Consider the following 22,006-nt stretch of genomic DNA (forward strand, 5'->3'; position numbering starts at 1 on the left):
GCGGCGGCTGGTTTCTTCAACATATCCCAATGAATCACAAAACCCCAGGCATAGCCAGGGGTTTGTCAGCAGCCTGACGGCATCCCTTGCGGGATGCCGTTTTGTGATTAGCTCAAGCGAGCCAGAACAGAATACACGCCATGCCGAACCCAAGAAGACCGATAAGGGTTTCCAGGACGGTCCAGGTTTTCAGCGTTGTCTTGACGTCCATGTTGAAGAAACGCCCAACAAGCCAGAAGCCCGAATCGTTGACATGGGACAGCATGACTGATCCTGCGGCAAGCGCGATCACCACTGCGGCAGTCTCAAGCCCGTGATATCCTGCAGCCTGAACAGCAGGCTGAATAAGCCCGGCAGCTGTAATCAACGCCACCGTTGCCGACCCCTGTGCTACACGCAGAATCGTTGCAATCAGGAAGCCCGCCACAATGACGGGCAATCCTGTATTAGCGAACGCATTTGATAAGGCGTCACCAATACCTGAAGCACGCAGGACGCCACCGAACATTCCGCCGGCACCAGTAATCAAGATGATGGAACAAACCGGGCCAAGCGCTGAATCGAGAATACGTTCGACGCTGGCAAGGTCTCTACCGCGCCGTGGACCCAACACATAGGACGCCACCAGCACCGAAATCAGCAGAGCAACCGGCGTCGATCCGATCATTCGTGCCAGTTGATACCAGTTGGCATCGGCACTGACCCAGCCTTGCGCGCGGGCAAAATCGAGACCCGTATTGATGAAGATGAGAACCAGCGGCAGCAAAAGAAGCAAGATAACCAGGCTGGAGCTCGGAGGGTTCACGGCCTCTTCTACATTCTTCCCGGCATCAAAACTGTCGGGGATCGGAAGATTGATCCTTTTGCCGATCCACGCGCCGAAAAGATGCCCGGCAATAAACCAGACAGGTATGACAACTACGATGCCGACAAGAATTAGAAGCCCTACATCGGCACCCAATAGCTCGGATGCTGCCACCGGACCTGGATGCGGCGGGACGAAAACATGCATCACCGAAAAGGCCGCAGCGACCGGAATACCATAGAGAAGCAGGCTTCCCTTGAGGCGCCGCCCGACCGTGAAGACCACTGGCAGCATCACCACCAACCCCGCATCGAAAAAGATGGGAAAGCCGAAGATCAGCGATGCGATACCAAGCGCCATGGGGGCTCGCTTTTCTCCGAACCGCCGGATGAGATCGTCGGCAAGCGCCTGCGCGCCGCCGGATATTTCGAGCAATCGGCCCAGCATTGCGCCAAGGCCGACCAGCAGCGCCACCCCGCCAAGGGTGGATCCGAAAGCGGACGTGATGGTCGTCAGAATATTGCCTGCCGGAATACCGGTGGCAAGCGCCGTCAAAAGGCTGACAATTATAAGTGCTACGAAGGCATGGACACGAAACCGGATGATAAGCAAAAGCAATAATATAACAGCACCGACCGCTATCGAGATGAGCGCGCCTGCACCCATCGTCTGCTGGAATTCCTGCATGCTTTATTCCTTCTGAAGGGGAGGAACCTGTTGTAGGGATTGCACCTGAAAGGTGTTTCACACTTTTTGGGGTATATGCTAGGCCAAATGCCTATTGTCATCGACTAAAAAAGCAATTTTCACGGAAAAAATGCTACAGGCAAAAAAACGCCCCCTTTTGCAGGGGGCGTGACCAGAGACCGGACCAATTCTATCAGGCTGGCTTGATTGTATTCAGCAGATTGCCGATCGAGCTTTCGACCGAAGGACGGATATCGTTACGCCATAGCGCAAAAGCAACGTTGGCCTCAATGAAACCGGCTTTGGAACCGCAGTCGAAAGTCAGGCCCTGATAGTTGAAGCCGAAGAATTTCTGAGCATCAGCAAGCTTCAGCATCGCATCCGTCAGCTGAATTTCGTTGCCAGCGCCCTTTTCCTGCTTGCTCAGAAGCTCGAAGATTTCCGGCTGCAGAATGTAGCGGCCATTGATGTAGAGATTGGAAGGGGCTGTACCTTTGGCAGGCTTTTCGACCATCTGCGTGATCTCGAAGCCGCTGCCAATTGCTTCGCCCTTGCCGACAATACCGTATTTATGTGCTTCTTCCGGGTCGCATTCCTGCACAGCAATGACGTTGCCGCCGGTCTTTTCGTAAAGTTCGACCATCTCCTTCAGGCAACCCTTTTTGGACTGCATGACCATATCCGGCAGCAGAAGAGCGAATGGCTCATCGCCAACGAGTTCGCGGGCGCACCAGACCGCATGGCCAAGGCCGAGCGGCACCTGCTGGCGGGTGAAGCTGGTCGTTCCCGGCTGCGGCTGGATATCCTGAAGATGCTCCAGTTCCGCCGTCTTGCCGCGCTCGGCAAGCGTGGAATAAAGCTCAACCTGCGCATCGAAATAGTCCTCGATGACCGCTTTGTTGCGTCCGGTGACGAAAATCAGATGTTCGATACCCGCTTCGCGCGCCTCATCGACCACATACTGGATGACGGGCTTATCCACGACCGTCAGCATTTCTTTGGGGATGGATTTGGTGGCGGGCAGGAAGCGGGTGCCAAGACCTGCGACAGGAAACACGGCCTTGCGAATTTTTCGAATCGAACTCATTCCTCTCCTCGATTTCACTATTTCAGACTTGCTATCAAAGCATTGAAACGACTGAATTTCAAATAAGGCCTTTTCATTAAAGAACGACGAAATTGCGTGGCCCATCCCATCACATTCAATGACCCGACCTTAATGTTGCTTGATTCAAAAATTTTTCGAAACTTCAGGCAAATTTTAATCCGGATCCACGATGGTAAACCAATTGCTAACCGACAGGTTCTAATTTGAGCGTTCAACAATTCGACCGGGAATTTTCTGCTGGCTCAAATTCAACATAGGATGGTATTAATTGATTAATGCAATCCGGGGCGAGCAGATTCCAGGTCGAAGGGAAACGCGCCGGTATCGGCTAAATTTGATTGCAGAAGGGAAACACAGAATGCTGCGATTTCCATTCACAGTGGGCCAGACGATGAAGCTGAAAGCAGCTGCAACGGTTGCGATAGCTGTGCTCGCCTCGACACTGACCAGCGGTTCGGCACTGGCTGATGCGCAATTTCGCCAATGGGTCGTCAGTTTTCGTCCTGTCGCCATAAAGGCAGGCGTTTCTCCGTCCACATTCGACCGCGCATTTCGCGGCGTGGATGCGCCGGACCCAGTCGTTCTACAAAAAGCACGCTATCAGCCGGAATTTACCGAACCTGTCTGGAACTATGTCGATAACCGTGTGAACGAACAGTCGGTATCGGTTGGCCAAGGCATGGCCCGTAAATGGGGTCCATGGCTCCAGCGCATTGAACAGCGTTTCTCCGTTGATCGTAATATTCTGCTCGCCATCTGGTCGATGGAAAGCAATTACGGTGAAATTCTCAAGCGAGATGATGTCATGCGCGATGCAGTGCGTTCGCTGGCAACGCTTGCCTATGCCGATAAGCGCCGCGCCAAATATGGTCGCACGCAGCTGATTGCCGCAATGAAGATTCTCCAGACAGGGGATATCGACCGCGGTCACCTGTCCGGCTCCTGGGCCGGTGCGCTCGGTCACACACAGTTCATTCCGACCAGCTATCAAGCCTATGCCGTCGATATGGACGGCAATGGCAAGCGTGATATCTGGAACTCGGTTCCCGATGCGCTTGGCACGGCGGCAAATCTCCTGCATCGTAATGGCTGGCAACCGGGCCGCACATGGGGTTACGAGGTCGCACTGCCAAAAGGCCGCAAATTCCCTTCCGGCTCGCTTTCGATTGCCGAGTGGCAGAAGATTGGTCTCGTTCGCGCCAACGGACGCGCTTTCCCCGATCCTAATGAAAAGGCGACTCTGAAAGTGCCGGACGGCCGTGAAGGTCCCGCCTTCCTGATGACAAAGAACTTCTTCGTCTTGAAGCGCTATAACAACGCCGATAAATACGCGTTGGCCGTCGGTTTGCTTGCCGACAGAATCGGTGGTTATCAGGGACTTCGTCAGGACTGGAATCGCCCGTTTACGCCGATTTCCATGAACGAACGACTGGAACTGCAGACGCATCTGAAAGCCCTCGGCTATTATGACGGTAATATAGATGGCAAAATCGGCTCCACTTCGCGGGCTGCCATCGAAGCCTTCCAGCAGCGCAACGGACTTCAGCCTGACGGTCATCCGAGCAAGGAAGTTTTGTCGGTTCTGCGTCGTCGTTAAACTGTCGGATTGATCGAATGGAGCGCACTTAATCAGAAGTGCGCTCCATTTTGTTTTTCGAGGTTGCCAAGCTAATATACAGCCCATGAAGGCAAGACTGATGCGCGAAAATCGGATTGGGAGACGACTGGTGAACGCTGCTGGCGTCATGCTTGCGGTAGCAGCGTTGCTATTTTCGGGCATCGCTGCGGCCTCCGCACAGGAACGTCCGAGAACGCTTTTCGATCTACTGTTCGGCTCGCGCCAGGCACAACCACAACGTCAATATGAACAACGTGCTCCACAACGCGCCCGGCCTAAGGCAAAGCGCCCCAAGGCAACCTCTCCCGCTTCACGCCCGACACCGCCGCCAGCGGCAAGCCCTGCGGTCCAATTCGTAGAGAAAAAACCGGACGCCCAAAAAGTCCTCGTCGTCGGCGACTTTATCGGCAATGGCTTGGCTGAAGGCCTTGAAGTCGCTTTTGCGTCGGATTCTGATTTTCAGATTATAACCCGGATAAACGGCTCCTCCGGCTTCGTACGCAACGACCATTTCGACTGGCCCAAGAATATTGGCAAGATCGTTGATGAGGAGAAACCGGCGGCTATCGTTGTGATGATCGGTTCCAACGACAGACAGGCAATTACCGAGAAAGGCTTGAGCCTACCTTTCCGGTCACCGGAATGGAATGAAGAATATCAAAAGCGGGTCGCTGCCTTCATCAAGGTAATCAGTGATAAGCATCTTCCCCTGGTGTGGATCGGGCAGCCGCCATTCCGCCCGAAGGGCATGTCGCAGGATATGCTGGCGCTCAATGAAATCTATCGTACCGCCACCGAAAAGGTGGGCGGCAAATTTGCCGACGTATGGGACGGTTTTGTCGATGAGGACGGAAACTTCACACAGACCGGCTTCGATATTAATGGCCAGACGGCACGCCTGCGCGGCAATGACGGCATAAACATAACTTCGGCTGGCAAGCGCAAGCTGGCATTCTATGCCGAAAAACCGCTCCGCGCCTATCTCAGCGGTTCGAAGGAAGAAGAACAGCCGTTACCGGCTACCGGCGCGCGTGATCCTTCAAAGCCTGTCGATCGTGTGGCGCCGGTCAGCATTCGCGACATCAACAAGGATGAAAGTGGCGTTCTGCTCGGCGGCAGCCTTGCGGCGCGTCCGCAGGCCAAGCATTCGGCCCGAGTTGAAGGCAAGCCGTCACCCGGACGGGCTGACGACTTTTCCTGGCCGCAGAAGAGCGCAAATCCCTAAGTTCGCGCAGCTTATCAGTATGATTGAACTACCAACTGAATGATGGCTGGCGGCTTTCTCTACTGAATATGATTCCAATTGCTACATTCCGCGCTGTTCACAGAAGCGCTCTCATCGTCTATCAGAAGGCACCGTCTGCCTGAAAAGGCTGGACAGGAAGGGCGCTCCTCCTCGCATTCGCACAAGGAGATTTTTAAAGCGTCCGCCAGAAACAAGAGGCATTTGAATGAATATTGCATCAAAGCCTTCTGTCGATCCACATCGGGAGGAGGAACCCCATCTTGCACGCAATCTATCCAACCGGCATCTGCAGCTGATCGCCATTGGCGGCGCCATCGGCACCGGCCTTTTCATGGGCTCGGGCAAGACCATTTCGCTGGCCGGACCTTCGATTCTGCTTGTCTATGCAGTGATCGGCTTCATGCTGTTCTTCGTGATGCGCGCACTTGGCGAAATCCTGCTGTCCAATCTCGAATATCGTTCTTTCGCGGATTTCGCGGGCGATTATCTGGGGCCATGGGCGCAGTTCTTCACCGGCTGGACCTATTGGCTGTGCTGGATCGTGACGGGCGTGGCAGACGTGGTGGCCGTGTCGGGTTACGTGTCATTCTGGTTTCCTGAACTGGCGCTCTGGATACCCGCACTCGGACTGATCTTCACGCTTCTGGCTCTCAATCTGCCCACGGTGCGCAATTTCGGTGAAATCGAATTCTGGTTCGCGCTCATCAAGATCGTCGCCATCGTCGGGCTGATCATTGCCGGTGTGTATATGCTTTCGACCGGCTTTACCCTGCCGAACGGCAGCCAGGCATCGGTCGCGCATTTGTGGAACCATGGCGGTTTCTTCCCCAATGGCTTCCTCGGCTTTGTGGCCGGTTTCCAGATCGCAGTCTTCGCCTTTGTCGGCATTGAGCTGGTTGGCACCGCCGCCGCCGAAACCAAGGATCCAGTGCGCAATCTGCCGAAGGCAATCAATTCGATCCCGATCCGCGTGGTGCTGTTCTATCTCGGCGCGCTGTTTGTGATCATCACGGTCATTCCATGGGATCAGGTGGACCCGAATTCGAGCCCCTTCGTCGCCATGTTCTCGCTTGCCGGTCTCGGCATTGCAGCCCACGTGGTGAATTTCGTCGTGCTAACTTCAGCGACATCGAGCGCCAATTCCGGCATTTATTCGACCTCGCGTATGATCTATGGCCTTGCTACCTCCGGGCTCGCACCAAAGACCCTCGGCAGGCTGAACAAGCGCCACGTGCCGGTCAATGCACTGTTCTTTTCCTGCATCTTCCTGCTGTCGGGCGTCGCCTTGCTCTATGCCGGACAGAGCATCATCGAGGCCTTCACCATCGTCACGACGATCTCGGCACTGCTCTTCATCTTCATCTGGTCGATCATTCTGGCGTCTTACCTGCAGTATCGCCGCCAGCGGCCCGATCTGCATGAAAAGTCCACATTCAAAATGCCCGGCGGACGCGCCGCTGTCGTGATGGTCTTCACCTTCTTCGCCTTCATTCTCTGGGCGCTGACGCAAGAGCCGGATACTGCCGCGGCGCTAAAAGTCACACCGCTGTGGTTCGTGCTTCTCGCCATCGCCTATTGGGTGATGAAGTCGCGGCGCAGACGAGGTTGAGATAGTTATCAAGCGCAAAAAGCCCGGCTTCGTGCCGGGCTTTTTCAGTTTTAATCTCTTAACGAGGTAATACCGAGCTACCCATCAAATCTGCGTCAATGGCGTGGGCTGCCTGACGGCCTTCGCGGATCGCCCAGACGACCAGCGACTGGCCGCGACGGATATCGCCCGCCGCATAGAGCTTGTCAACATTGGTACGATAATCGCGATCATTCGCCTTGACGGATTTCGCGCCGCGGCGGTCAGTGGCGATGTCGAGTTTCTCGCCCAGTTCCTTCACGACGCTGTCTTCCGCAGGCCCGGCAAAGCCGATAGCGATGAAGGCGAGATCGGCCTTGATAAAGAATTCCGTTCCGGCGATGGGCTTGCGCTTTTCATCCACCTGACAGCACTTCACATGGGTAAGGCGTCCGTCCTCGCCGATAAATTCCAGCGTCGCCACCTGAAACTCACGGGATGCGCCTTCCGCCTGGCTGGAAGAGGTGCGCATCTTGGTCGCCCAATAGGGCCAGACGCTGAGCTTGTCTTCCTTTTCCGGCGGCTGCGGGCGGATGTCGAGCTGGGTCACATTGACCGCGCCCTGACGGAAAGCCGTGCCGACACAGTCCGACGCCGTATCGCCGCCGCCGACAACCACGATGTGCTTGCCGCCAGCCAGGATCGGAGCCGAAGTCCAGGCAACGGACTCGATGTTTTCGCGGCCAACACGGCGGTTCTGTTGCACGAGATAGGGCATGGCGTCGTGGACGCCTTCCAGTTCCGCCCCCGGAATGCCTGCCGGGCGCGGCGTTTCCGAACCGCCGCAATAAAGCACCGCATCATAGGTATCGAGCAAGCCCCGCAAAGGTTTGTCGACGCCGATATTGACCCCGCAATGGAAACGCACGCCCTCGCCTTCCATCTGCGCGATGCGGCGGTCGATCAGGTGCTTTTCCATCTTGAAATCGGGAATGCCATAGCGCAGCAGTCCGCCGGGGCGGCTTTCGCGCTCATAGACGTCGACCATGTGACCGGCGCGCGCCAGCTGCTGCGCAGCCGCAAGACCAGCCGGACCGGAACCGATGATGGCGACCGACTTGCCGGTCTTGTTGGCGGCTGGCTGCGGCACGATATAGCCCAGCTCATAGGCCTTGTCGCCCAACGCCTGCTCGACCGTCTTGATCGCAACCGGCGTGTCCTCAAGGTTCAGCGTGCAGGCTTCCTCGCAAGGCGCGGGACAGATACGACCGGTGAATTCCGGGAAATTGTTGGTCAGATGCAGGTTGCGGATCGCCTGATCCCAGTTGTTGTTATAGACGAGATCGTTCCAGTCCGGGATCTGGTTGTGTACCGGACAGCCCGTCGGCCCATGGCAGAACGGAATGCCGCAATCCATGCAGCGCGCGGCCTGCTTCTGCACCTCACCATCCGTCATCGGGATGGTAAATTCGCGGAAGTGACGGATACGATCCGACGCCGGCTGGTACTTCGCTACCTGCCGGTCGATTTCAAGAAAACCAGTTACCTTACCCATTATATGCTCCTCTCGCGGTGCGAGCTTCGCCGTGCCGTGCGCCAACCTGAAGCATGATCTTTTCCGAAAACCGGTTTCCACTTTTCGGGATCATGCTACCGGCGCACAAGCACTGCGTCTTGACAATGACACTCACTCAGCTGCGACACCGATCTGCATGCGCTCCATCTCTTCCAGAGCACGGCGATATTCCACCGGCATGACCTTCACGAACTTGGGACGATAGCTTTCCCAATTGTCGAGAATGTCTTTCGCCCGTGTCGAGCCTGTGTAGTGCAGGTGGTTGGCGATCAGCTGCACCAGACGTTCCTCATCATGATGGGTCATGTTGGCGGAAACGTCCACACGGCCCTTGTGCATGAGATCGCCGCCATGATGATGCAGCTTTTCGAGGATGTCGTCTTCTTCCGGCACCGGCTCCAGTTCGACCATCGCCATGTTGCAGCGCTGGGCGAAATCACCGTCCTCGTCGAGCACATAGGCGACACCGCCCGACATGCCCGCCGCGAAGTTTCGACCCGTCTGACCGATAACCACGACGACACCGCCGGTCATGTATTCGCAGCCGTGATCGCCCACGCCTTCGACAACCGTAACCGCACCGGAATTGCGCACGGCGAAACGCTCGCCCGCAACACCGCGGAAGTAGCACTCGCCTTCAAGCGCACCGTAGAGCACCGTATTGCCGACGATGATGGAATCTTCGGCGACGATACGCGTATCTTCCGGCGGGCGGATAACGATACGTCCACCCGAGAGACCCTTGCCGACATAGTCATTGCCATCGCCAATCAGCTCGAACGAGATGCCACGTGCGAGGAACGCGCCAAAGGACTGGCCAGCCGTACCGCGCAGGGTAATGGCGATGGTGTCTTCCGGCAGCCCCTTGTGACGGAAACGCTTGGCAACTTCACCGGAAAGCATCGCACCGGCAGAACGATCGACATTCTTGATGTCGATGTCGATCTTGACTGGCTGGCGGTCTTCAAGTGCGGGCGCGGCCAATTCGATCAGCCTGCGATCCAGAATATCGTCGATCGGGTGCTGCTGGCGCTCGGTCCAGTAGATTTCGTGCTTCTCGGCCTCCGGCTTGTAGAAGATGCGGCTGAAATCCAGCCCCTTCGCCTTCCAGTGGTCGATCATGGCCTGCTTTTCCAGAAGCTCGGTCTCGCCGATGATCTGTTCCAGCCTGGTGAAGCCCATCGAAGCCAAAAGCGCGCGCACTTCTTCGGCCAGATAGAAGAAGAAATTGATGACGTGCTCCGGCGTGCCCTTGAAGCGCTTGCGCAAAACCGGATCCTGCGTCGCCACGCCCACCGGGCAAGTGTTCAGGTGGCACTTGCGCATCATGATGCAGCCAGCCGCGATCAGCGGAGCGGTGGAGAAGCCGAACTCGTCGGCCCCGAGCAGCGCACCGATGACCACATCGCGTCCGGTTCGCAGACCGCCATCGACCTGAAGCGCCACGCGGGAGCGAAGCCCGTTCAGCACCAGCGTCTGGTGGGTTTCGGCAAGGCCGATTTCCCATGGGCTACCGGCATGTTTCAGCGAGGTCAGCGGCGAAGCGCCCGTGCCGCCGTCATAGCCCGACACGGTGATATGGTCGGCGCGCGCCTTGGCCACACCCGCCGCAACGGTGCCCACGCCCACTTCCGACACCAGCTTGACCGAAATATCGGCCACCGGGTTGACGTTCTTCAGGTCGTAGATTAGCTGCGCCAAATCTTCGATGGAGTAGATATCGTGGTGCGGCGGCGGCGAAATGAGGCCGACGCCCGGCGTCGAGTGGCGGGTCTTGGCGATGGTCGCATCGACCTTGTGACCCGGCAGCTGGCCGCCTTCACCGGGCTTTGCACCCTGCGCAACCTTGATTTGGATCAGATCGGAATTGACCAGATATTCCGTCGTCACACCGAAACGGCCCGATGCCACCTGCTTGATGGCAGAGCGTTCCGGGTTCGCCGTTCCGTCCGGCAGCGGATAGAACCGATCCGGTTCTTCGCCGCCTTCGCCGGTGTTCGACTTGCCGCCAATGGCGTTCATCGCGCGCGCCAGCGTGGTGTGCGCCTCTCTGGAGATCGAGCCGAAGGACATAGCCCCCGTCGAGAAGCGCTTGACGATATCGACCGCCGGTTCGACCTCATCGATGGAAACCGGCTTCAAACCGCGATCCTCGGCAAAGCGGATATCGAACAGGCCGCGAATGGTCTTGGCCTGAGCCGACTTGGAGTCGAGCATGCTGGTATATTCAGTGAACGTATCCGGGTTCGAGGTGCGCACTGCATGCTGCAGCTTGGCCACCGCATCCGGCGACCACAAATGCGCCTCGCCGCGCATACGATAGGCATATTCGCCGCCGACTTCGAGCGAGGTCAGAAGAACGGGATCGTTGCCGAACGCATCGGTGTGGCGGCGCACGGTTTCTTCCGCGATTTCTTCCAGCCCAACGCCTTCAATGGTCGTGGCCGTGCCGAAGAAGAATTTGTCCACGAAATCCGTCTTGACGCCGACCGCATCGAAAATCTGCGCGCCGCAATAGGACTGGTAGGTCGAGATGCCCATCTTGGACATGACCTTGAGAATGCCCTTCCCGATGGACTTGATGTAGCGCTTGACCACTTCGTTCTCGTCCACTTCCGGCGGAAATTCGCGGCGGCGATGCATATCGAGCAGCGTGTCGAAGGCGAGATAGGGGTTGATGGCTTCGGCGCCATAGCCTGCAAGGCAGGCGAAATGATGCACTTCGCGCGGTTCGCCCGATTCCACCACGAGGCCGACCGAGGTGCGAAGCCCCTTGCGGATCAGGTGATGGTGCACGGCGGCCGTCGCCAGCAGGGCCGGGATCGGAATGCGGTCTGGCCCGACCTGGCGGTCGGAGAGGATCACGATGTTGTAGCCGCCATGGACGGCGGCTTCCGCGCGGTCGCAAAGGCGCTCGATAGCGCCATGCATGCCCGCAGCACCCTCGCCCGTATTATAGGTGATGTCGAGCGTCTTGGTGTCAAAGCGGTCTTCCGTGTGGCCGATGGAGCGGATCTTTTCCAGATCACCATTGGTCAGGATCGGCTGGCGCACTTCCAGACGCTTGCGGCGCGAGGTGCCAACGAGATCGAAGATGTTCGGGCGCGGACCGATGAAGGAGACAAGGCTCATCACCAGTTCCTCGCGGATCGGATCGATCGGCGGATTCGTCACCTGCGCGAAGTTCTGCTTGAAATAGGTGTAAAGCAGCTTCGACTTGTCCGACATGGCCGAAATCGGTGTATCGGTGCCCATGGAGCCGATAGCTTCCTGACCCGTGGTTGCCATCGGCGCCATCAGGAACTTGGTGTCTTCCTGCGTGTAGCCGAAAGCCTGCTGGCGGTCGAGCAGGCTCACATCCTTGCGCAGCGCGCGCGGCTCGACCGGGTTGAGATCTTCCAGAATGAGCTGCGTGTTGGCAAGCCACTGCTTGTAGGGGTGCTTCTGCGCGATCTGCGACTTGATCTCGTCGTCGGAAACGATGCGGCCTTCTTCCATATCGATGAGCAGCATGCGGCCCGGCTGAAGACGCCACTTCTTGACGACCTTCTTTTCGTCTACCGGCAGAACGCCAGCTTCCGAAGCCAGAATGACGAAATCGTCGTCGGTCACGATGTAGCGGGCCGGACGCAGGCCGTTGCGGTCGAGCGTCGCGCCGATCTGGCGACCGTCGGTGAAGGCCACGGCGGCAGGGCCGTCCCACGGCTCCATGAGCGCTGCATGATATTCGTAGAAGGCGCGGCGTTCGCCCGACATCAGCTTGTTGCCGGACCATGCCTCAGGGATCAGCATCATCATCGCATGAGCGAGGCTGTAGCCGCCCTGATGCAGGAATTCGAGCGCATTGTCGAAACAGGCCGTATCCGACTGGCCCTCATAGGAAATCGGCCAGAGCTTGGAAATGTCGTTGCCGAACAGTTCGCTATCGACCGAAGCCTGACGCGCCGCCATCCAGTTCACATTGCCGCGCAGCGTGTTGATTTCGCCGTTATGCGCAACCATGCGGTAGGGGTGAGCAAGACGCCAGGACGGGAAAGTGTTGGTGGAGAAGCGCTGATGCACCAGCGCCACGGCGCTTTCAAAGCGGGGGTCCTTCAAATCCTGATAATAGGCGCCGACCTGATAGGCGAGGAACATGCCCTTGTAGACAACCGTACGGGCTGACATGGACACGACATAGAAGCCCTTATCGTCGCCGTCATTCTCCTGATAGATACGGTTGGAAATGACCTTACGCAGAACGAACAAGCGGCGCTCGAAATCGTCGTCGGTTTCCAACATCGGGCTGCGCCCGATGAAGACCTGCATGTGGAACGGCTCGGTGGCCGCGATATGCGGAGCCTTGGAAAGCGAGGAATTGTCGACCGGCACTTCACGGAAGCCGATGAAGGTCTGGCCTTCGGCGGCAATCACTTCCTTGACGATCTCTTCCGCATGGGCGCGCAGGTCCGGGTCGCGCGGCATGAAGATATAGCCGACGCCGTAATGGCCCGGCTGCGGCAGGTCTATGCCCTGACGCGCCATTTCCTCGCGAAAGAACCGATCCGGAATCTGCACCAGAATGCCCGCGCCGTCACCCATCAGCGGATCGGCGCCGACAGCGCCGCGATGCGTGAGGTTTTCCAGCATCTTGAGGCCGTTTTCCACGACCTCATGCGACTTCTTGCCCTTCATATGGGCAATGAAGCCAACGCCGCACGCATCATGCTCGTTGCGCGGATCGTAGAGACCTTGAGCTGGCGGGACGCCCGCGGCTTTCGTTTTTCGCGTCGTTCGGGTGGAAGCCGTCGTCGCAGCTTTGATCGCTTCGTTCTGTACGTTGTGTGAAACCACATTCGATACAGATGGCGTCAAATGCGTCATCGTCATTCCCTCCGTTTGGCCCTCATCATGAGGCGCGCGATCAGTATATACCGGGATGACGTGACAACCATCCCGCAGGTGTGTTCATTCTATGAAAAGCCTTATCGACAAGGCGTTGGACGAGGTTCCGCAGAGGCGGGAAGCCGCCGGGAACGATGTTTGGCACCTATTCTCATCAGGCTTTTGACAGACAGTTTTCTGTCCACCGGAATCGGCGCACGGAATCCTCCCTATCGCAGTCGGAGCGCCTGTCACCGTCAGGCCCACAGCCTGCCAGTCCGGCGCTTATCTCTGAAACTTTACGAAGAGCGTTTGATCGCTTTCGGAACATATCAGCGTCTAATTGGACAGCATTGCTGTCCTAATTATGTATGACAGAATTCAAATTGCCTCACAAGATGGAAACGCAATTTTTTTCGGCAACTTCCGTAATAAAATATCGAAACCGCTTTATCCTTCGGCTTTTAATTGCGTTTTACTACCGTTGCGTCAGTTTGATGCGCTTTCGCACACTTCTTGATTGCCTAATAAATAGGCAAATTGATGATATTTTTCGCGCTGGCCGGGCCTTACCCGCTTCTGTCAGACAGGTTATAGAAACATCGACTGTGCGACAGCCCATTCAACCCATCTGGAGGAACACGTGCATTTTGCGTCAGACAATTGGGCAGGTGCCCACCCGAAAATCGCCGAGAGCCTTTCGTTGCATGCTGCGGGTTTTGCGGCAGCTTATGGCGCAAGCGAGATCGACAAACGTGTGGAACAGCGTTTCAACGAACTGTTTGAACGTGAAGTTGCAGTGTTCTTCGTCGGAACCGGTACAGCAGCCAACTCACTGGCGCTCGCCAGCGTTAACCGACCGGGCGGCGTGTCGCTGGTGCACCGCGAGGCACATATGATTGAAGACGAATGCGGCGCGCCTGAGTATTTTACAGGCGGTGCACGTCTGCACCCGATTGATGGGGCGCATGGCCGCATCGACCCCGAGCTTCTCAAGCGCGAACTGAAGCGCTTCAACCCGGCCTTCGTTCATGCCGGACAGCCCATGGCTGTCAGCATTACGCAGGCGACCGAAGTTGGTACGCTCTACCAGCCCGAACATATCGCCACCATTTCCAAGATCTGTCGCGATGCCGGTCTGCCGCTGCATATGGATGGCGCACGTTTTGCCAATGCTCTGGTTACGCTTGGCCTGACCCCGGCCGAAATGACATGGAAGCAGGGCGTCGATATCGTTTCCTTCGGCGGCACCAAGAATGGCTGCTGGTGTGCGGAAGCGCTGGTCTTCATGGACCCCGCCCGCGCCAAGGATCTGCCGTTCATTCGCAAACGCGCAGCACAGCTCTTTTCAAAGACTCGCTTTGTGGCGGCCCAGTTTGACGCTTACCTTCAGGATAATCTCTGGCTGGAACTGGCGCGTCATTCCAATGCGCTTGCAACGCGCCTCGCCGGTCATATCAATACGTCGAGCCAGGTGCGTCTTGCCTGGAAGCCAGAGGCCAATGAGGTCTTCGCCATCATGAAACAATCGGTCTATGACCGCCTGCGCAATGCCGGCGCAATCTTCTACGACTGGAACCCTCCGCATTCAGAACTGAACCGCATCAGCGACGGCGAAATTTTCACCCGCTTCGTAACGAGTTTCGCCAATACGGAAGAAGACGTAGACCGCTTCGGCCAAATGATCGTTTAAGCACAAAGAAAAGGCGGCACCTTGCAGAGCCGCCTTTCTTATTCCGATAGGCTCATCCACTGTTAGTGTGCAGTTTTGGCTTCGATCTGCTGAGCGCTGTCGGAGCCAGCCTTGGTAACTTCAATCTTACGCGGTTTCATCTGTTCAGGAATCTCGCGCTTGAGATCGATGTGCAGGAGACCGTTTTTCAGGCTCGCACCGGCGACTTCAACGAAGTCGGCAAGCTGGAAACGCCGCTCGAAAGCGCGCGAAGCAATACCGCGATAGAGAACTTCGCCAACATCGGAAGCATTTTCATCTGCCTTCTGACCCTTGATGGTCAGCTGGTTGCGATGTGCTTCGATTTCGAGTTCGCTTTCGGAAAAGCCCGCAACCGCCATGGTGATACGATAAGTGTTCTCACCCGTGCGCTCGATATTATACGGCGGATAGGACTGGTTACCTTCCGGCGAAGCGAGCGTATCAAGCATGGTGAAAAGCCGATCGAAACCGACCGTGGAACGATAGAGCGGGGAAAAATCTACGTGACGCATGTGTTAGCCCTCCTTTAGAGCGACAGGATGCTTGTTTCAGCATGACTTTTCCGAAAAACGCTAAGCGTTTTCGGGATCATACACGGCGGCGAAACTCCCTTCTGGCGAATTCCTTGATGCCGGCGGCCCCTTTCAGGCGACCGCAAAACTCATTTGGGAACGGTTCTTTTTTATTTCAAGGCCGCACCCGCGTAACGATCGCGAAGCGCGTCCTACACGCGCTGTCACTTTGCGTAACAACTCCTGATCGATAGGGGCCTACATTTTAGGGGATCCGCCGCACAATGAACCCAAAATGAACATCATCTTTGGCGAGCGTTCAGCCGCTTGGGGCTAATGTCCCACCATGCCTGCTGCAAAGCGGGTTCACCAAAGGATCACGGTTATGATAAAAGCTGTTCTCGCTTTTGCCGCACTTGCTACTGTCGCGACAGGGATCGCGACGACACCCACCCTTGCAGCCGATAGTGGACTGCACGTTCAGGTTCAGTACTATGATGATGACGGCTATCGTCCGCCGCGTCCTTATCCAGGCCCGCGCCCCGGTTGGGATGGTGGCCCGGACCGCCGCCCAAGCTGGGGTGATGACTATGGCCGTCGCGACATTATGGGACCGCGCCGTATCGCGCGCTCGCTGGAACGCCGCGGCTATGATGTCGGCGATATGCGCCTCAACCGTGACACTTATTTCGTGCGTGCCACGAGGCCGAACGGTCGCCGCGTCATCGTGATGGTCGATGCCTATTCAGGCCGCATCGTCGGCGAACGCCGTCCCGGCAGGTACTGAGCGCTTCTTTAAATTTTCTCTACAGACCAGCTGGCGTAACGTCCCTTGCACCGGCTGTTCTTTGAGCCGGAAGTTCGTTCTCGAACTTCCGGTTACTTTTTATCATCAATTGCCCCATTATGCTGACAGCACTATCCCAACCAGAAACAGAAAGGCCCGCAATCGGATGTCGGAACTGCTTTTCGAAACCGATGCGAATCCGATTCCGCACGGAATAAAGGCTGGCCTGCTTGAAGCGAAGGACGGCAAAACCCTGCGCTATGCCATCCTGAAAGCGGAAACGAGGCCGATAAGGGGGACCGTTGTCCTGCTTCAGGGACGCAACGAATTCATCGAGAAATATTTCGAAACCATGACCGATCTGAGCGAACGCGGCTTCGCGGTCGTAACTTTCGACTGGCGCGGGCAAGGCGGCTCGCACCGGCTACTGAAGGATCGCCAGCGCGGCTATGTTCGCAGTTTCGACGATTATTCGGACGATCTCGACCTGATCCTGAACCAGATCGCTCTGCCTGATTGTCCCCCACCCTTCTACATTCTCGGCCATTCCGCAGGTGCGCTCGTGGCACTTTCTTCGATGAGCAGGCTGACATCGCGCATCAGCCGCATGGTTCTTTGCGCACCCTTCATGGGGCTTGATGGACAAAGGCTTAGCGATGACAATGTACGTCGCATCGCCTCTGCCTTTCGATGGCTTGGCCTTGGCCGGGTTTATGCTTCCGGCGGACGCAGGCTGGCTTCACGTCCCTTTGCAGGCAATCCGCTAACCAGCGACCCGGCACGCTTCATGCGGAATATGGAAATCCCACGCCTTAACCCGGAACTTGCGCTCGGCGGTCCAACAGCACGCTGGCTCTGGAGCGCACTCGATACCTCGCGACGCATCAACCAACCGGATTTCTATAATGGACCGACGGTGCCTGTCCTCATCATTGCCGCAGGAGCAGATCGTGTGGTTTCCACGTCGGTGATCGAGCGTTTTGTCGCACGAACACGCAATGTTTCATTAACCACAATTACCGGCGCACGTCATGAAATGCTTCAGGAAACTGACTTTTATCGTGAGCAGCTCTGGGCCGCCTTCGATGCCTTCATTCCCGGATCATCGGAAGTGGAAACCATGCCGGAGACCATTGAACCCTTAGCCTCCGGTATTTAAAGCGTGTCGCGTTTTATCATATTCAAACGCGACACGCTTTAAGCTTTTGTTTTTACACATGTCTCCCAAAACCGGTTCCCACTTTTGGGAGACATGCTTTAGCTATTCAACAGATCAAGCGCTGCCCTGTGCAGTTCAGGAGAAGCTGCTGCCACGACATCACCGCCCTTTTCCGCCGGGCTGCCATCGCGTTGCGTCACCACACCGCCAGCCTGCTCAATTAGCGGAATAAGAGCAACGATGTCATAGGGTTGCAAACCGGCCTCGACCACGATATCGGCAAAGCCGCTTGCCAGCATAGCGAAGGCATAGCAATCAACCCCGTAACGCGACAGCCGAACAGCGCCTTCCAGACGATCAAATCCCTTACGGCTTTCACCTTTGAAAAGAGCGGGCGTCGTCGTGAACATCGTTGCATCGGCCAAGGCGGCATTCCTGCGTACGGAAAGGCGGCGTGGCGCACCATCAACCCGCTGGAGATAAGCGCCGTCACCATCGCTATAGAACAGTTCGCCTGTGAAGGGTTGCGACATCATTCCCGCTTTGGCATCGCCATCGACAGTCAGCCCCAGAAGCGTGCCCCAGACCGGCAGGCCGGAAATGAAGGCGCGGGTTCCGTCGATAGGATCGATAACCCAGACATGACTGCGGTCGATATTCTCCGGCCCATATTCTTCCCCAAGAATACCATGGTCGGGAAAAGCATTGCCAATAACTGCACGAATCGCACGCTCCGCCGCCCGATCCGCTTCGGTTACCGGATCGAAACCGACGCTATATTTGTTGTCGATTTCCGTCAACTGACGAAAACGCGGAAGTGTTTCGCGCGCCGCGGCAGCAGCCACTTCAGAAAAAAATGCCTTGTCGATCAGCAACCCCGAACTCCTGTTTCCAAGACATGGCGCACACTTGTGCAAACCATGCTAATTTTGCCTATATAATGAGCATGGTGAAATTAGCTCAAAAAATATGCGCGCTTTCTTGACGTTAACGCCATTCAGACGTAACTTAAATCTCAGACAGGTTTTCCTGTCGATGCCTTTCGGGGCATTTCCTCCCTAGTCTTTGACCGCGCTCGTATCGTTCGGGCGCGGTTCTTTTTATCTGCGAGAAGCGCTCAACGGAACGGATTATTCCGCAGCCAGAGGCGGCGCGATAAAGAGATCATCCGGCAGAGATGTCAGGTCGCTCAGAAACCCATGCAAATCGGCACAGAGCGTTTCGAAACTGGCAAGCTTGTGCAGGTTCTGCTCGTTCACATAGAGACTGCGATTGATTTCTATCTGGAGAGCGTGGCAGGCTATGGCAGGGCGCCCGTAATGCTCGGTAATGAACCCGCCCGCATAGGGCTTGTTGTGTGCGACGGTGTAGCCCAGATCCTGCAGCAAATCGATTGCAGCCTGCGTCAACCTTTCGCTGCATGACCGGCCAAAACGATCACCTACGATGAAATCCGGGCGTGACCCGACTTCGCCGAGTCGTGTGCCGCCAGGCATTGAATGGCAGTCGATTAAAACCGCATAGCCAAAACGCTGGCGCGTGGATTGAAGCAATACATCAAGCGTCCGGTGATAAGGCTTGTAGAGACCTTCGATGCGATAGAACGCTTCGGCGAGCGGAATGCGCCCCGGATAGATCAGCTGCCCCTCACCGACCAGCCGCGGCACTGTGCCGAGCCCGCCTGCAACGCGCGCCGACTGACTATTGACGAAAGGCGGCAACGGCTCTGCGAACATGCGTGGATCGAGTTCATAGGCCTCGCGGTTCACATCGAGAAACGCACGCGGAAAATGCGCTTTGAGCAAAGGGGCACCGAGCCGCATGGCCGAAGCAAAAAGCTCATCGACATAGCAGTCTTCCGAATAACGTATGCTCAGAGCGTCGAGACGCGAGGCCTCAACGAAGGAATGTGGATAGTAGCGCCCACTATGCGGTGAATTGAAGACAAACGGAATACGCTGTTCCGCCGGAGCGCATATCTCGAAGGGCGGTATCAGACTAAAATCGCGCTCCAAACTCATTCTTCATCCGTTCTCGACCGAAACCTCAGGCCATCCGACAACGATCCACGTCAGTAACACAATAAATTACGTCAGACAGCCCATACGTGCAAATGGCCAAAAGACGAATCTTGCCTCCTTGCACAGCGTGCATATGCGACAATCCTGTCACACTGAACAGCTTGTTGCCAAATACGCGCCATAACAATTAACATTCACGCGAGCATTCATTCCATATTTACCAAAGAAGCGTTTTCTACGGTGGATATTGAGTCGTTAAGGGTCAGCTTTTGGGCGATGAACACGACACAGAATTCGGACGGAACAATGAAGAGAATCCTTCTAGCTGAAGATGACAATGATATGCGCCGCTTCCTCGTCAAGGCGTTGGAAAAAGCCGGTTATCACGTAACGCACTTCGACAATGGCGCGAGTGCCTATGAAAGATTGCAGGAAGAGCCTTTCTCCCTTCTGCTGACCGACATTGTCATGCCGGAAATGGACGGTATCGAACTGGCACGGCGCGCGACAGAAATCGACCCGGATCTGAAGATCATGTTCATTACTGGCTTCGCCGCTGTCGCCCTCAACCCCGATTCGGACGCGCCGCGCGACGCGAAAGTGCTTTCCAAGCCGTTCCACCTGCGTGATCTGGTGAACGAAATCGAAAAAATGCTGATCGCCGCCTGAGGGGATTTCGCCGATTTGGGCCCCTTTGTTTGGTCATCAACAAAAAGACGAAAAAACTTCATAAAAGGGCATTGACGGGCGCAACGCGATATGGTGTATGCGCCACATCGAATGGGCGTGTAGCTCAGCGGGAGAGCACTACGTTGACATCGTAGGGGTCACAGGTTCAATCCCTGTCACGCCCACCATTCGAACTCCAAGACAATCAAATACTTACTTGCAAAGTGCGCTACAGATATGTAGCGCTCGGTAGGTTCAGCGAACCTGATGTGAACCTAGCGGACACTCGCCCGAACTAACGCGCCGCCGCTCCATGTCTACTGCGCCGCGCTCAGCCTACATTTGCTGCTGAACGGCTCGGGTGCAAGAACCCGGCCGCAGCGCCCAATGATCGGCCATGTGAATGCAGCTGCTTGCGCGTTCGCGTACATATAACTTGCCGAACAGTGAAACACGATGAATGGTCCTGCCCCTCGTCAGTGATGGACTTATCAATGGTGAATGGTTCGTGGCTTATGTCAGTCAAGTTCTCACTGCGGCACTAAAAGCCTGTTCCAAAAGTCGCCATGCCGGTCTGTAAATGGCGTTTATCTGCGTTCCGGTGCTCATGTACTTTAAGTACATTGCGTTCCGGTACTCGAAAATCACCATGTTCGCCACGGCCTGTCGCTTTTTGATTCAGCCTCTAAAGCCAGGCGATATCGTCATCGTCGATAATCTTTCCAGTCATAAACAGCCGGTAAAACGTGAGATAATCGAAGCGACGGGCGCGGCGCTGATATTTTCTGCCGCCCTACAGTCCGGGCTTGGATCCCATAGAAAGGCTTTTTCAAATCACAAGCTCTCCTACGACAAGCCGCGAAGCAACCCGTCAGCGGCCTTTGGGACAGGATTGGAAGATTCGTAGAACTCATTGACGCCCACTGGAAACCGCAAACTACCTCTCATCCTCCGGATAAGGTCCATTATGAAGGGGGAGACGGTAATTTAATCAAGGCGCGGAGATAGATAGCTCAGAAAGGCTATTTTGTCGGATGCTCAGAGTAGGCGGCAAAGCAGGCTCCCGAAAAGGATTCAACTTGAGCTCTCGAAGTATTTTGCGCGATACCAAGGCTCGCTCAGCAGCGGAATTAACGGGTGTCAATCGCAACACGGCGATCCTGTTCTCCGCGTCGTGATTTTTCGTCTCATAAAAACTAAAAAATGATCATTTCATTTTTGATTAATCATGCCAAACGAATGAATTGAGATGTTACCACGGATTTATTGTTGACTTGAATGAGGAATAATGGTCCTCGGTCAGTCTTTTGGTGTACGTTTTATCGCCTTGAAGTTCAGCCGCTCTATTTCTGATTTATGCGAGTGTGATCCACGCAATGCCCTGCACGATGAGTCCTCCGTGTTGGCAACGATCACCCATGCGGGCAATTTTTTTGCCCTGAATATGAACAGTAGATGATCCACCCTTAATCTCGTCCAACTGGCCGACGCCTGAACAAATCGCCTTGTCCGCAACGGTGGCTACCGGTATGCCATATACGGTGACAAAGCTTTGCTGCGTATTGATGATCGGCCCGCCAGTGTGCGGAATAGAAACATTGCCCACCATTTCCGTGCGCGGGCACATATGGTTATGTCCCAATAGTGCGATTGGCATTCCAACCATATCTGTTC

15 protein-coding genes, 1 tRNA gene and 1 pseudogene are annotated in these 22,006 nt (G+C 56.0%); 9 read left to right on the top strand and 8 right to left on the bottom strand.

All coding sequences use genetic code 11. The features are described from left to right. Window positions 1-112 precede the first annotated feature (112 nt). Together JNC70_RS20915 and galU are read right to left on the bottom strand one after the other, a co-directional pair. Window positions 113-1,492 carry a GntP family permease gene (locus tag JNC70_RS20915; protein ID WP_104755281.1) on the bottom strand — a complete coding sequence of 460 codons (1,380 nt, stop codon included), beginning with the start codon at window positions 1,490-1,492 and terminating at the stop codon, window positions 113-115. Between the two features lie 193 nt (window positions 1,493-1,685). Continuing rightward, window positions 1,686-2,579, bottom strand: a complete 894-nt coding sequence (gene galU, locus JNC70_RS20920) for a UTP--glucose-1-phosphate uridylyltransferase GalU (RefSeq protein ID WP_104755282.1) — start codon at window positions 2,577-2,579, stop codon at window positions 1,686-1,688. Window positions 2,580-2,958: 379 nt separating this feature from the next. Here galU and JNC70_RS20925 point away from each other — a divergent pair, with 379 nt between their 5' ends. From JNC70_RS20925 to JNC70_RS20935, 3 genes are all read left to right on the top strand, one after another. Next, the gene (locus JNC70_RS20925; RefSeq protein WP_104755283.1) at window positions 2,959-4,197 is read left to right on the top strand and encodes a lytic murein transglycosylase; all 1,239 of its coding nucleotides are present in this window, start codon (window positions 2,959-2,961) and stop codon (window positions 4,195-4,197) included. Window positions 4,198-4,297: 100 nt separating this feature from the next. Continuing rightward, entirely contained in the window at window positions 4,298-5,443 is a 1,146-nt protein-coding gene (locus JNC70_RS20930) for an SGNH/GDSL hydrolase family protein (protein WP_104755284.1), read from the top strand. A 226-nt stretch (window positions 5,444-5,669) separates the two neighbouring features. Then, on the top strand, window positions 5,670-7,073 hold the full coding sequence (locus JNC70_RS20935) for an amino acid permease (RefSeq protein WP_104755285.1): 1,404 nt from the start codon (window positions 5,670-5,672) through the stop codon (window positions 7,071-7,073). Between the two features lie 58 nt (window positions 7,074-7,131). On the opposite strand, the gene JNC70_RS20940 is transcribed toward JNC70_RS20935, so the two are convergent. Together JNC70_RS20940 and gltB are read right to left on the bottom strand one after the other, a co-directional pair. Continuing rightward, window positions 7,132-8,586 (bottom strand): glutamate synthase subunit beta, encoded by a 1,455-nt coding sequence (locus JNC70_RS20940; RefSeq protein ID WP_104755286.1) that lies wholly within the window; start codon window positions 8,584-8,586, stop codon window positions 7,132-7,134. Window positions 8,587-8,718: 132 nt separating this feature from the next. Then, window positions 8,719-13,470, bottom strand: a complete 4,752-nt coding sequence (gltB, locus tag JNC70_RS20945; protein WP_104755287.1) for a glutamate synthase large subunit — start codon at window positions 13,468-13,470, stop codon at window positions 8,719-8,721. Window positions 13,471-14,113: 643 nt separating this feature from the next. On the opposite strand from gltB, the gene JNC70_RS20950 reads away from it, so the two are divergent. Then, window positions 14,114-15,163, top strand: coding sequence for a threonine aldolase family protein (locus JNC70_RS20950; RefSeq protein ID WP_104755288.1), 1,050 nt, complete (start codon window positions 14,114-14,116; stop codon window positions 15,161-15,163). 62 nt (window positions 15,164-15,225) lie between these two features. On the opposite strand, the gene JNC70_RS20955 is transcribed toward JNC70_RS20950, so the two are convergent. Beyond that, window positions 15,226-15,696, bottom strand: a complete 471-nt coding sequence (locus JNC70_RS20955) for an Hsp20 family protein (RefSeq protein WP_104755289.1) — start codon at window positions 15,694-15,696, stop codon at window positions 15,226-15,228. A 385-nt stretch (window positions 15,697-16,081) separates the two neighbouring features. Here JNC70_RS20955 and JNC70_RS20960 point away from each other — a divergent pair, with 385 nt between their 5' ends. Together JNC70_RS20960 and JNC70_RS20965 are read left to right on the top strand one after the other, a co-directional pair. After that, window positions 16,082-16,483: an antifreeze protein gene (locus tag JNC70_RS20960; protein ID WP_104755290.1), complete on the top strand. Its 402-nt coding sequence runs from the start codon at window positions 16,082-16,084 to the stop codon at window positions 16,481-16,483. 166 nt (window positions 16,484-16,649) lie between these two features. Continuing rightward, the gene (locus JNC70_RS20965; RefSeq protein WP_104755291.1) at window positions 16,650-17,642 is read left to right on the top strand and encodes an alpha/beta fold hydrolase; all 993 of its coding nucleotides are present in this window, start codon (window positions 16,650-16,652) and stop codon (window positions 17,640-17,642) included. Window positions 17,643-17,740: 98 nt separating this feature from the next. On the opposite strand, the gene hisN is transcribed toward JNC70_RS20965, so the two are convergent. Both hisN and JNC70_RS20975 read right to left on the bottom strand, forming a co-directional pair. Next, the gene (hisN, locus tag JNC70_RS20970; protein WP_104755292.1) at window positions 17,741-18,517 is read right to left on the bottom strand and encodes a histidinol-phosphatase; all 777 of its coding nucleotides are present in this window, start codon (window positions 18,515-18,517) and stop codon (window positions 17,741-17,743) included. A gap of 255 nt (window positions 18,518-18,772) precedes the next feature. Continuing rightward, a complete protein-coding gene (locus JNC70_RS20975) occupies window positions 18,773-19,663 on the bottom strand; it encodes an N-formylglutamate amidohydrolase (protein ID WP_104755293.1) in 891 nt (296 codons plus the stop codon). A 306-nt stretch (window positions 19,664-19,969) separates the two neighbouring features. Between JNC70_RS20975 and cpdR the strand changes: the two genes are divergently transcribed. The 3 genes and pseudogenes from cpdR to JNC70_RS20990 form a co-directional block, all read left to right on the top strand. Further along, on the top strand, window positions 19,970-20,332 hold the full coding sequence (cpdR, locus tag JNC70_RS20980; RefSeq protein WP_002966536.1) for a cell cycle two-component system response regulator CpdR: 363 nt from the start codon (window positions 19,970-19,972) through the stop codon (window positions 20,330-20,332). A 113-nt stretch (window positions 20,333-20,445) separates the two neighbouring features. Further along, window positions 20,446-20,520 (top strand) — tRNA-Val (locus JNC70_RS20985). 485 nt (window positions 20,521-21,005) lie between these two features. After that, window positions 21,006-21,291: pseudogene (locus tag JNC70_RS20990) on the top strand (transposase); the annotation flags it as partial. Window positions 21,292-21,686: 395 nt separating this feature from the next. On the opposite strand, the gene JNC70_RS20995 reads toward JNC70_RS20990, so the two are convergent. Continuing rightward, window positions 21,687-21,998 carry a PAAR domain-containing contractile injection system baseplate protein gene (locus tag JNC70_RS20995; protein WP_104755294.1) on the bottom strand — a complete coding sequence of 104 codons (312 nt, stop codon included), beginning with the start codon at window positions 21,996-21,998 and terminating at the stop codon, window positions 21,687-21,689. Window positions 21,999-22,006: the final 8 nt, after the last annotated feature.

The sequence above is a fragment of the Brucella oryzae genome (genome assembly GCF_041929965.1).
GTDB lineage: Bacteria > Pseudomonadota > Alphaproteobacteria > Rhizobiales > Rhizobiaceae > Brucella > Brucella oryzae.

Bases quoted from the DNA above. Each gene is read 5' to 3' on its own strand.
- JNC70_RS20915 (WP_104755281.1), bottom strand. From the start codon at position 1,492: ATGCAGGAATTCCAGCAGACGATGGGTGCAGGCGCGCTCATCTCGATA.
- galU (WP_104755282.1), bottom strand. From the start codon at position 2,579: ATGAGTTCGATTCGAAAAATTCGCAAGGCCGTGTTTCCTGTCGCAGGT.
- JNC70_RS20925 (WP_104755283.1), top strand. From the start codon at position 2,959: ATGCTGCGATTTCCATTCACAGTGGGCCAGACGATGAAGCTGAAAGCA.
- JNC70_RS20930 (WP_104755284.1), top strand. From the start codon at position 4,298: ATGCGCGAAAATCGGATTGGGAGACGACTGGTGAACGCTGCTGGCGTC.
- JNC70_RS20935 (WP_104755285.1), top strand. From the start codon at position 5,670: ATGAATATTGCATCAAAGCCTTCTGTCGATCCACATCGGGAGGAGGAA.
- JNC70_RS20940 (WP_104755286.1), bottom strand. From the start codon at position 8,586: ATGGGTAAGGTAACTGGTTTTCTTGAAATCGACCGGCAGGTAGCGAAG.
- gltB (WP_104755287.1), bottom strand. From the start codon at position 13,470: ATGACGCATTTGACGCCATCTGTATCGAATGTGGTTTCACACAACGTA.
- JNC70_RS20955 (WP_104755289.1), bottom strand. From the start codon at position 15,696: ATGCGTCACGTAGATTTTTCCCCGCTCTATCGTTCCACGGTCGGTTTC.
- JNC70_RS20960 (WP_104755290.1), top strand. From the start codon at position 16,082: ATGATAAAAGCTGTTCTCGCTTTTGCCGCACTTGCTACTGTCGCGACA.
- JNC70_RS20965 (WP_104755291.1), top strand. From the start codon at position 16,650: ATGTCGGAACTGCTTTTCGAAACCGATGCGAATCCGATTCCGCACGGA.
- JNC70_RS20975 (WP_104755293.1), bottom strand. From the start codon at position 19,663: ATGAGTTTGGAGCGCGATTTTAGTCTGATACCGCCCTTCGAGATATGC.
- cpdR (WP_002966536.1), top strand. From the start codon at position 19,970: ATGAAGAGAATCCTTCTAGCTGAAGATGACAATGATATGCGCCGCTTC.
- JNC70_RS20995 (WP_104755294.1), bottom strand. From the start codon at position 21,998: ATGGTTGGAATGCCAATCGCACTATTGGGACATAACCATATGTGCCCG.